This is a genomic window from Aldersonia kunmingensis (assembly GCF_001646865.1).
GTDB lineage: Bacteria > Actinomycetota > Actinomycetes > Mycobacteriales > Mycobacteriaceae > Aldersonia > Aldersonia kunmingensis.
In genome coordinates this window covers 1-9,956 of sequence record NZ_LRRB01000171.1, presented here as the reverse complement: position 1 = coordinate 9,956, position 9,956 = coordinate 1, and the positions used below count along the sequence as shown (strand labels likewise).

6 protein-coding genes and 1 pseudogene are annotated in these 9,956 nt (G+C 64.7%); 2 read left to right on the top strand and 5 right to left on the bottom strand.

Annotated elements, in window-relative coordinates; translation table 11 throughout:
- Positions 1–266: 266 nt before the first annotated feature.
- From A8G08_RS12635 to A8G08_RS12625, 3 genes are all read right to left on the bottom strand, one after another.
- Positions 267–1,040, bottom strand: coding sequence for a sulfite exporter TauE/SafE family protein (locus tag A8G08_RS12635; protein ID WP_068274266.1), 774 nt, complete (start codon positions 1,038–1,040; stop codon positions 267–269).
- A gap of 44 nt (positions 1,041–1,084) precedes the next feature.
- Positions 1,085–1,351: a metal-sensitive transcriptional regulator gene (locus A8G08_RS12630; RefSeq protein WP_068274264.1), complete on the bottom strand. Its 267-nt coding sequence runs from the start codon at positions 1,349–1,351 to the stop codon at positions 1,085–1,087.
- Positions 1,352–1,535: 184 nt separating this feature from the next.
- Positions 1,536–2,912 carry an MBL fold metallo-hydrolase gene (locus tag A8G08_RS12625; RefSeq protein ID WP_068274262.1) on the bottom strand — a complete coding sequence of 459 codons (1,377 nt, stop codon included), beginning with the start codon at positions 2,910–2,912 and terminating at the stop codon, positions 1,536–1,538.
- A 220-nt stretch (positions 2,913–3,132) separates the two neighbouring features.
- Between A8G08_RS12625 and A8G08_RS12620 the strand changes: the two genes are divergently transcribed.
- A complete protein-coding gene (locus A8G08_RS12620) occupies positions 3,133–4,707 on the top strand; it encodes an MFS transporter (protein WP_068274260.1) in 1,575 nt (524 codons plus the stop codon).
- Between the two features lie 78 nt (positions 4,708–4,785).
- Here A8G08_RS12620 and A8G08_RS12615 read toward each other — a convergent pair whose 3' ends face one another.
- The gene (locus tag A8G08_RS12615; protein ID WP_068274259.1) at positions 4,786–4,989 is read right to left on the bottom strand and encodes a cold-shock protein; all 204 of its coding nucleotides are present in this window, start codon (positions 4,987–4,989) and stop codon (positions 4,786–4,788) included.
- Positions 4,990–5,250: 261 nt separating this feature from the next.
- The gene (locus tag A8G08_RS12610) at positions 5,251–8,694 is read right to left on the bottom strand and encodes a serine/threonine-protein kinase (RefSeq protein WP_068274258.1); all 3,444 of its coding nucleotides are present in this window, start codon (positions 8,692–8,694) and stop codon (positions 5,251–5,253) included.
- A gap of 151 nt (positions 8,695–8,845) precedes the next feature.
- Between A8G08_RS12610 and A8G08_RS26670 the strand changes: the two are divergent.
- Positions 8,846–9,956, top strand: a pseudogene (locus A8G08_RS26670) (amino acid permease); the annotation flags it as partial.

The window sequence follows — 9,956 nt, the reverse complement described above, 5'->3', positions numbered from 1 at the left end:
GCTGACGCAATCTGCGTGACGAGAGCAGGCGGATGGACTCGACGACACAGCGTGCGAGCGCGGGAAGTGCTTGCGTAAGGGGAAGCGGTGCCTTGTCCGCGTATCGATCGCTGATAAACCAGCGTTGCTGGGGAGAATTCTTCGACATCACGCGCCTCCGTTGACCGGCCCCGGTTCAAGTGTGGCGCGCGCGACGTCCCGCGGAACGGGTCCTTAGCCCCTTCTTGCAGGGTCGAACGACTCAGCACCCCATGACGGGAATGCCCTCAGTGCACGAACAGCGTGTCGATCACGACGTACCCGGCGACGACGAAGACGAGGTAAGCGAACCACCGTTGCAGCCGGATCACGTCGGCCCAGATCCCGACGTGGCCCGCGATGAGCGATCCGAGAATCGCGGCACCGGCGAACACTGCGGTGATCCCCCAATCGATGCTTGTTTCGCTCAGATGGGAAACCAAACCCGCAGCCGAGTTCGCGACAATGATGACCAGCGAGGTCCCAACCGCGATCTGCATCTCGACGCCGAGCATCAAGACCAGGGCGGGCACGATGAGGAAGCCGCCTCCGACGCCGAACAGTCCGGTCAGCAGGCCCACCGCGAACCCGGCCGGGATTGCGCGCGGTGCGCAGCGTCGCCAGTTGACGCCGAATTCACCTGTTCTGCAGGAGGTTCCGAGCTCACCGCGCTCCTGCAACATGCGAAGGCCGGCCGTCACCATCACGGCGGCGAAGCCGATCAGGACGACGGATTGCGGGAGGAGTCGGCCGATCGCGGCGCCCACGAAGGTTGCCGGAATGCCCGCAGCAGCAAACACTCCGGCGAGGCGCCATTCGACCTGATGCGCGCGAATCTTCGGCAGCGCGCCCACCGCCGAGGCCAGACCGACCACAATCAGCGAGATCGGTATGGCCTCCTCGACGTCGAGTCCGAGACCGAACACGAGCACCGGGACGGCCAGGATCGATCCACCACCGCCGAGCAACCCCAGCAAAACCCCGATTACCGCGCCGAGGGCGAGCGCAACCACGATCGTCACGAACGACTCACCCTTTGCTGCTTCGGTCTTGCGTCTGTCGTCGGTCAGGCCAGCGCGAGGAAGAGCTTCTCCAACTCTGCCTCGGTCATCGGCTCATCGCCGTTGGCGCCACCCACCATGCATTCGCGCAGGCCCGCGGCAACGATCTTGAACCCGGCTCGGTCCAGCGCGCGCGACACGGCGGCGAGCTGGGTGACCACGTCCTTGCAGTCGCGACCCTGCTCGATCATCGAAATCACTCCGGCCAGCTGGCCGTGCGCACGGCGAAGCCGATTGAGAACCAGAGCGATGCTGTCTTCGTCGCCGACCATGGTGATTCCTTTCGGTTACGGCTTATCGCTGAGCTGACTGCTCGGTGCACGTGCAGCGTTCGGCCGCAGGCACGTTCGCCATCACCTCGTCGACGTGCAGACCGCAGCCGTCCCAGGTCGTCTTGCCGCATTTGCCACACGGAACCGGGTAACACATTTCAGTCGCCTCCTTCGAAGTTCTTTGTCAGTTCGCCAGCGCGTGCTGCGCCCATTCGTTGTAGCCACCGATCAGGTCGCTGACGTTATCGAGTCCATGCGCGCGCAGCAGCGACGCGGCCACGCTGGACCGCCATCCGCCCGCGCAGTGCACCACAATCGGCCGGTCGGCTGGAAGCTCGCCGAGACGCGAACGCAACTGCGCCAACGGGATCGGTACCGCTTGCGCAATCACGCCGGACTCACGCTCGCCGGGATTGCGGACATCGACCAGCGTGACCGCATCCGTGACGAGGAGATCGGCGAGTTCGGTCACTGTGGTCCGCGGGGCTTGTCGCACCAGATCGGCCAGTTCGGGACCGAAGCCGCCAGAACCCGCAGCGAAGTATCCCGCGGCACCGTCGGAACCGATGCGCGCCAGCCGCATTGCCGCTTCCTGGGCCTCGCCGGGATACGTGATGAGGATGATCTTCTCGCCGACATCGGCAACCATTCCGCCGGTCTCGGCGAAGCGACCGTCGAATCCCACATTGATCGACCCACGCAGATACGCGGCGGCGAAGGCGTCGGGCGTGCGGGCATCGAGAACCTTCGTCCCGCGGGCGAGTTCGGCGCGCAGCTCGTCGGCGGTGACCTTCGGAACGAGTCGGTGCTGGTCGAGCAACGGGCGATCGGCCTTGTTCAGTGCGACGTCGGCGGAGAAGTACGCGGGCACCGCCGGCTGTCCGTCCGTGATCAGCGCGACGAAGGCGTCTTCGTCCATCGGCTGCACGGACGGATTGCTACGCCGCTGTTCGCCGATCGTGGACGTCAGCTCTGCGGACAGGTTCTTGCCGCACGACGAGCCGGCACCGTGGGCCGGCAGCACGATCACCGAGTCCGGCAGTTCGAGAAGCGTCTGATGAATGGTGTGGTACATCGCACGCGCAAGATCGGCACTGCTCCCCTCGCCGAGGTTGGCGAGATCGGGTCGGCCGACATCGCCGATGAACAATGAATCGCCGGTCAGCACCGCGGCCGGGGTTGCGTTGGGGTGCTCGCGAACCACCAGGCTGATTGATTCCCAGGTGTGCCCGGGGGTGGACAGCACCTCGAGCTCGACCTCGCCCAGGCTGATGCGCTCACCGTGCGCGAGTCGCCGGATCGGGTATTCGGTCTCGGCAGCCTCGCCGAAACCGATCCACGCGCCCGTCGCGGCTACCAACTCCAGATGCCCAGACACGAAATCGGCGTGGAAATGGGTGTTGATCACGCCTTCGATGCGCACACCGTACTTGTCGGCGTCGGCGAGATACTCGCCGATATCGCGCCGTGGATCCACCACGATCGCCCGCCCCGTGGTCTCGTCGCCCACCAGGTACGACGCGTGAGACAGGCACTCGATGTAGTACTGCTCGAGAATCATCGCGCTCCTCCTCCACTGGCACGTCGCCGTCTCTGTTGATTCCAGGATGGCATATACCCCGAGGGGTATGCAAATACCCATGGGGGTATCTCTGGTCACACCCTCAATGCGGGCCGTACCAGCGAAAATCAATTGCCGCGCTCAGCCCATCGTGGTGAAGTTTGTAGCAGCGACAGTGGCGGAGTCCGCGTCGTACCTGCCGCGAATTTCGAGGACCACCATGAGCGCCATTACCGAACAACGAGTTCACTCCCGCGCCGGGCGCCGGGAGTGGCTCGGGCTCGCTGTGATCGCGCTGGCCTGCGTGCTTTACGTGATGGACCTGACCGTGCTGCACCTCGCGCTCCCCTCGCTGACTGCCGATCTGGCGCCCAGCAGCGCGCAGCTGTTATGGATCATCGACATTTACGGCTTCATGATCGCCGGCTCGCTCATCACCATGGGCAGCCTCGGGGACCGGCTCGGCCGGCGTCGCCTGCTGCTGATCGGAGCGGCCGCGTTCGGAGTCGCATCGGTGTTCGCGGCGTTCTCGACCAGTGCCGAGATGCTGATCGCCAGCCGTGCGATTCTCGGCCTCGCGGGGGCAACTCTTGCACCGGCAACGCTGTCGCTGATCCGAAACATGTTCGACGACCCTCGGCAGCGGACGCGGGCGATCGGAATCTGGGTCACCAGCTTCTCGCTCGGTGGAGCAATTGGGCCGGTCCTCGGTGGCGTTGTGCTCGAGTATTTCTGGTGGGGCGCGGTGTTTCTGCTCAACGTGCCTGTCATGATCGCGTTGCTCGTACTCGGCCCCCGGCTGCTGCCGGAGTATCGGGATCCGAATGCCGGCCGCGTCGACGTCGTCAGCGCCGCGCTCTCGCTCCTCGCGATTCTCGCCGTCGTGTACGGACTCAAACAGTTCGCTCAGTCGGGGGTCTCCGGTGATGCCATCGTCGCCGTCGTGATCGGAGTCGTGCTCGGCTGTGTATTCGTGCGTCGGCAGCGCCGGCTACCGGACCCGCTGATCGACCTTGGGCTGTTCCGGAACCCCGCGTTCACGGCCGCGACCGCGACGTATGGGATCGGCGTCCTGCTCGTGTTCGGCGGGTTTCTGTTCATCCCGCAGTACCTGCAGTTGTCGCTCGGCATGTCACCGCTCGAGGCAGGCTTCTGGGCGCTGCCCTCGTCGCTGGCGTTTGTGGTCGGGTCGAACGTGACGCCACTGCTGGCGCGTCGGATTCCGCCCGCATGGTTGATCGGCGGTGGATTGGTGCTTGCCACCGCCGGTTTCGCGCTGCTGCTCGGGGTTGGTGCCGACTCCGGTATCTGGCAGGTCATCGTCGCCGAAGTCGCCTTCTCGCTCGGCACGTCTCCGCTGTTCACCCTCACCAACGACATCATCATCGGCACGGTGCCACCGGAGCGGGCCGGAGCAGCCGCGGGAATCTCGGAGACCTCCGCCGAGATCGGTGGTGCGCTGGGCATTGCCGCGTTCGGCAGCATCGGAATCGCGGTGTACCGCAATCAGATCGAAGCCGGCGTGCCTGCCGACCTGACGGAACGAGACGCGGATACTGCCCGCGACACGCTCGTTGGGGCCCTGCACGTTGCCACGGATCTGCCACAGGATCTGGGAGAGCGCCTCGTCGATGCCGCACAAGTCGCGTTCACGAACGGTCTGCACATCTGCGCAGTGGTGTGCGTCGCCGTCTCGGCGATTCTCGCGTTGTTCGTATTGCTGGGTGGCAGAACGATTTTCGTGATGCCGAACGACGAGAGCGACGAGGCCGCTGCGGAAGTTGGGCGGTCATAGCGCACCGAAAATGCACTGTCCCCCGGCACCGTTGGTGCCGGGGGACAGTCATCAGACCTCTAGTCTTGGGTGTAACCCTCAGAGAGCGCGAACGTTGGTCGCCTGCGGGCCCTTTGCGCCCTGGCCGACCTCGAACTCAACCTGCTGGTTCTCCTCCAGCGAGCGGAAGCCGCTGCCCTGGATCTCGGAGAAGTGTACGAAGACGTCGCTCGATCCATCAGCGGGAGCGATGAAGCCGAAGCCCTTCTCACCGTTGAACCATTTGACCGTGCCCTGTGCCATTGAATTTCTTTCCTCTTACCGTTGACGACGGCAGATTCTCCTGCCGTCGGGTCAGTTGCCACTCACAGCAGTTGCGAAGAATCGCGCTGGAGAAGAAACGCAGGTCTCGAGCGCGCAGAATTACGAACACAGAAAAACCTTTGACCGTCACCCAGCAAACCACACTCCGGCACGACCGAGGCCAGGACGAGACCAACGTCTCATTTCGATCGGGCACGAGCTGTGTTCCACTTCGGCCGATGTAGCGCCAGGTCAAGGCGCCTATCCGGTCGAGGTCGACAACAGTTCGGCGGCGAATGCCCGGGGCAGCTCGGGCCAACTCTCGTCCCATCGACCATCGAGACGGCGTTGGCACATCCGTGCGATGAGCTCCGGGATGGGCGGTCCCCCATCGAGTACGAACCGGTTCATGCCGCGTTCCGCGCATTGCGACGCCACAACGGCGAGCACGAACTCTGCTTCCTCATCTCGACCCGCCGCGTCCAGGCACGCGGCGAGCAATCGGTTGGCCTGCAGCAGCGCCCGGTACCGCCCAGTGCCACGCAGGGAATCGACCCAATCCGTGGCCCAGGCGAGCGCAAGGTCGATACCCGCCTCGGTGCCGTCCTGCAGCAGTTCCATGATCGCTGTGAACTCGTCGAATTGAATCGTGATGGCGTCCACGCCGTCGGCAGGTTCACGGCGATCGTCATAGTCCACGACCGGCGGCGGCCAGTGCGAATTCGGCAGACTCAGCCGCCCTCGCTCGTTGTCCACCCGCGCCCGCAATCGTGGGAGCGCGAGATCCGCGGCGATCTTGTTCCCCTCGTCGAGCCGTTGCGCGGCTGCATCGCGATCACCCTGCAGCGCAAGGATTCGGGCACCGATCACGTAGGGTCCGACCATGAAGTCGACGGATTCGGAGCCAAGTGCGTAAGTCTCCTCCAGCAGCTCTCGCGCCTCGTCGAGTGCGCCCTGCTCGTAGCGAAGTTCGCCGAGCAATGCGCTCGCCAGTCGCGCGGTGAAGGAATGCGCCCCACCTGATTCCACCGCGATGCGCAGCGCGGTCCGGACCTTGTCTTCCGCCCCGGCGATATCGAGTTCCTCGATGTCCCCGATGCCCGTCATGCAATAGCTCCACACGAGGCCGTAGTGGCCGGTGCGCTCGTGATACGGCAAAGCCCAATCCTGCATCCGGCGAGCATCATCGAAGGCAAAGCGGTACACCGCCGCATAACAGGCGAGGTCAGCTGCCGCCGAAACGACCCATGGCCGTAGTGAATCGGGCCGCGCCAGGCACTCCGCGATGAGTCCCTCGATACCGAAAACCTGATCCTGATAGCACCTCGCCGCGGCCTCGATGACATGTGCCTCGATCTCGAGATCCGCGCGTTCGGATGCGCTCAACTCACCGCGATTCAACAGCACGTGCGCACGATCCAATGCGGCCCGGGCTGGCGCCCTTCGCAGCAGTTCGTTATTGCCCCATGCCAGCAGCATCTGCAGTCGCACGCTCGCCTGCACAAGGTGCGGCGGCAGCTTGTCGATGATGCCGAGCAATGTCGAGGTTCGCGCCCGTTCGAGCAATGCCATTCCGTCGCGCTCGACCAGCTCCACCGCCAACTTCTGATCGCGCACAGCAAGTGCGTGGTCCACCGCCCGATTCAGCGTTCCATGATCGGCGAACCACATTGCTGCGACGCGGTGCAATTCCTCCAACCGGCCCGGGTTGTCACGCTCGAGTCGATGTTGCAGGAACTGTGAGAACAAATGGTGGTAGCGGAACCAGCGGCCGGTCTCGTCGACGCGACGCAGGAAAAGCCCGCGCTCCTCCAGCTTTTCGAGCATGGCCTGGCCCGAACTGCCCGGCACCAGCGCGGACGCGAGCGCGCCCGACACCCGTTCAGTCACCGATGTGCCGAGCAGAAACTCCAGCACCTCCGGTTCGAGCCCATCGAGAACATCCTCGGCAAGGAATTCGCCGATGCCCTGGTGTCGGTCGAGCTGTTCGATGAGTTCGCCTGCATTGCCGCGCCCCCGCAGCGAGAGGGACGCCAGCTGCAAGCCCGCCACCCAGCCGTCGGTCGACCCGGTGAGCGCCGCGATGTCGCCTTCGTCGAGCGCCAGCCCGCCGAGTTCCACCAGCAGCATCCGAGACTCCGGAACTTCGAAACGTATTGCTTCGGCACCAATTTCGACCAACTCGTCGCTCATCCGCATGCGGCTCAGCGGCAGACCGTGCAGCGTCCGCGTGGTGACGATGATCTGCAGATGATGGCAGCCGTTCTCGAACAGGAACCCAAGCGCTGCAACGGTTTCGGCGTCGTCGACGCGATGCCAGTCGTCGATGACAACGGCAACGCGTTCGTCCTGCTCGTGCAGGGAGTCGATGAGTGTTGTCAGCACGAATCGCTCGGCGTCCAACCCCTTTTCCTCGAGCGCATCGCGCAGGCCCGCCCCCGCGGTCGCACCCGCCCGGCGAATCGCCTCGACGAGATGGGCCAGGAACCAGACCGCATTGTTGTCATCACCGTCGACGGTGAGCCACGCGACCGGGATGCCCTCTCCGATCAACACATCCCGCCATTGCGAAGCCAGAATGCTCTTGCCGTAACCGGACGGCGCGTGGATCACGATCAAGCGTCGCTGGCCACCGGCGCGCAGTGTCTCGAGCAGTCGGGGCCGTCCGACCAACGACTTAGCCGACTCCGGCGGGCGAAATTTCGTGGCAGGCGTCGGCGGTGGCGTCGTCGACAGTGATCGCCCGGTTCGGCCAGTCCGCGGACCGCCCGTCCCGGAAGACCTCGGCGCCACGTCGAGATCGCTTGGCAGCGGCACGATGTCGGCCGGCTCGTCGCACGAAACCTGGACCTCGCGGAGTTCCTCGCCGAAATCCGCAGCGCTACCCGGCCTTTGAGATGGTGCACCCGCCATGGCGTGCTCGATCGCAGAGACCACCTCATCGGGAATGTCCCCACCCCGCAGATCTGGCACCGGCTGTGAGGTGATCCGCAGGAACTGCGCGACCACCTTCTCGCCCTCTTGACGCTCGAAGGCCGCGTGTCCGGTGAGCGCGCAGAACAGCGTGGCGCCGAGGCCGTAGATATCGGCCGTGGGACCTACCGCGGCACCCTTGAGTACCTCCGGCGCCGCGTAGGCAGGCGATCCGGTAATTGCTCCGGTCGAGGTCTCGAAACCGCCTGTCACCCGTGCGATACCGAAATCGGTGAGCTGTGGTTCGGCATATTCGGTGAGCAACACATTGCCGGGTTTCACGTCGCGATGCAGGATCCCGTTGCGATGGGCCGTTTCCAGCGCACCGGACAGCTTGATCCCGAGCCGTAGTGCGGCCTGCCACGACAGCGGACCGCCGTCGCGAATCCGGGTTTCGAGCGAGCCCCTCGCGTGGAACGGCATCACGATGAAGGGCCGGCCCTGCGCAGTCGTGCCGACCTCGAGGACGTTGGCGATATTCGGATGCCCCGACAGCCGGCCCATCGCACGCTGTTCGCGCAGGAAGCGCTCCAGGTTCTCCTCGTCGAGATCGGCGGTGAGCAGTTTGACCGCGACAAACCGATCCAGCGACACCTGGCGGCAGCGATACACAACGCCGAACCCGCCCCGGCCGATCTCCTTGGGGTCGCCGAAACCCGCATCGCGCAATTCGGGCGCGAAATCCTGCGGCGGGACCTCGCGCTGCGTGGCGAACGGATCGGAATCAGCCAATATGACCGCCCACGTGTGTTTACCGGTCGGATCTGGGCCTTTCGAGCATATGCCCGCCCGGCACCGCCTGGGCTCGACCGATGGGCCGTCGTTGACGCGAAAGTTCGCGTTACCGCGCGCATCGTTCTCGTTTGCGGGGAACTATTTCTCTATGGGTATGACACCCACACTGAAGAAGGGCTCGGGGACCGCCGGCTCAGGATGATCGCCGTCGGCGGCGGCGTGATCGGCGCCGGACTGTTCGTCGGCTCGGGTGTGGTCATCGACGCAACCGGGCCAGCCACATTCGTCCCTACGTGATGTGCGGTTTCTTGATCATCATGGTCATGCGCATGCTCGCCGAAATGGCGGTGGCGAATCCGTCGACCGGATCGTTCGCGGACTACGCGCGAAACGCACTCGGCGGCTGGGCTGGGTTCTCGATGGGCTGGCTGTACTGGTACTTCTGGGTGATTATCGTCGGCTTCGAGGCGATCGCCGGAGCGAAGATCGCAGCCGCGGAGTCGCACGACCCCAAACGCGCGGTCGCCAGGCCGCGAACTCGGTCATCCTGCGCATCGCCATTTTCTACGTGGGATCCGTTTTCCTGCTCGTGACGATCGTGCCGTGGAACGACGATTCGGTCGCCTCGTCACCGTTCGTGGCCGCCGCCAACGAGATGGGACTGCCATACGCCGATGACGTGATGAACGTCGTCGTACTGAGCGCGGTGCTCAGCTGCCTCAATTCGGGCATGTACACCGCGTCGCGGATGCTGTTCGTGCTGGCCGCGCGCCGCGAAGCGGTTAAGCATTTGGTCGCCGTCACGCGCCGCGGTGTCCCAGCGGTCGCGATCCTCGTCTCCTCGGTCGTCGGATTCCTGTGTGTCGTCACAGCCGCGGCCTCGCCCGAGACGATCTTCGCGTTTCTGCTCAACTCCAGCGGGGCGATCATCCTGTTCGTTTACTGCCTCATCGGAATTTCGCAGGTGGTGCTGCGCTATCGCCTCGGGTCGGCGCACCTGCGCGTGAAGATGTGGTTGTTCCCGGGACTGTCGATCTTCACCGTGGTTGGCATCATGGCGATCCTCGCGCAGATGGGCATCCGATCGGATTCGCGTTCGCAGCTGTTCCTGAGCTTGCTCTCGTGGGCGGTGGTCGTCGCGCTGTACTTCGCGAACCGATGGTTCCTGGCCCGACGGGGCGCTGCGGCGGCGGAGGTCCCGCCGACGAAACCGCACCGAGTTCTTTTGCTCGCCAACGAAACCGCCGATTCCGACGAGC

Bases quoted from the DNA above. Each gene is read 5' to 3' on its own strand.
- A8G08_RS12630 (WP_068274264.1), bottom strand. From the start codon at position 1,351: ATGGTCGGCGACGAAGACAGCATCGCTCTGGTTCTCAATCGGCTTCGC.
- A8G08_RS12625 (WP_068274262.1), bottom strand. From the start codon at position 2,912: ATGATTCTCGAGCAGTACTACATCGAGTGCCTGTCTCACGCGTCGTAC.
- A8G08_RS12620 (WP_068274260.1), top strand. From the start codon at position 3,133: ATGAGCGCCATTACCGAACAACGAGTTCACTCCCGCGCCGGGCGCCGG.
- A8G08_RS12615 (WP_068274259.1), bottom strand. From the start codon at position 4,989: ATGGCACAGGGCACGGTCAAATGGTTCAACGGTGAGAAGGGCTTCGGC.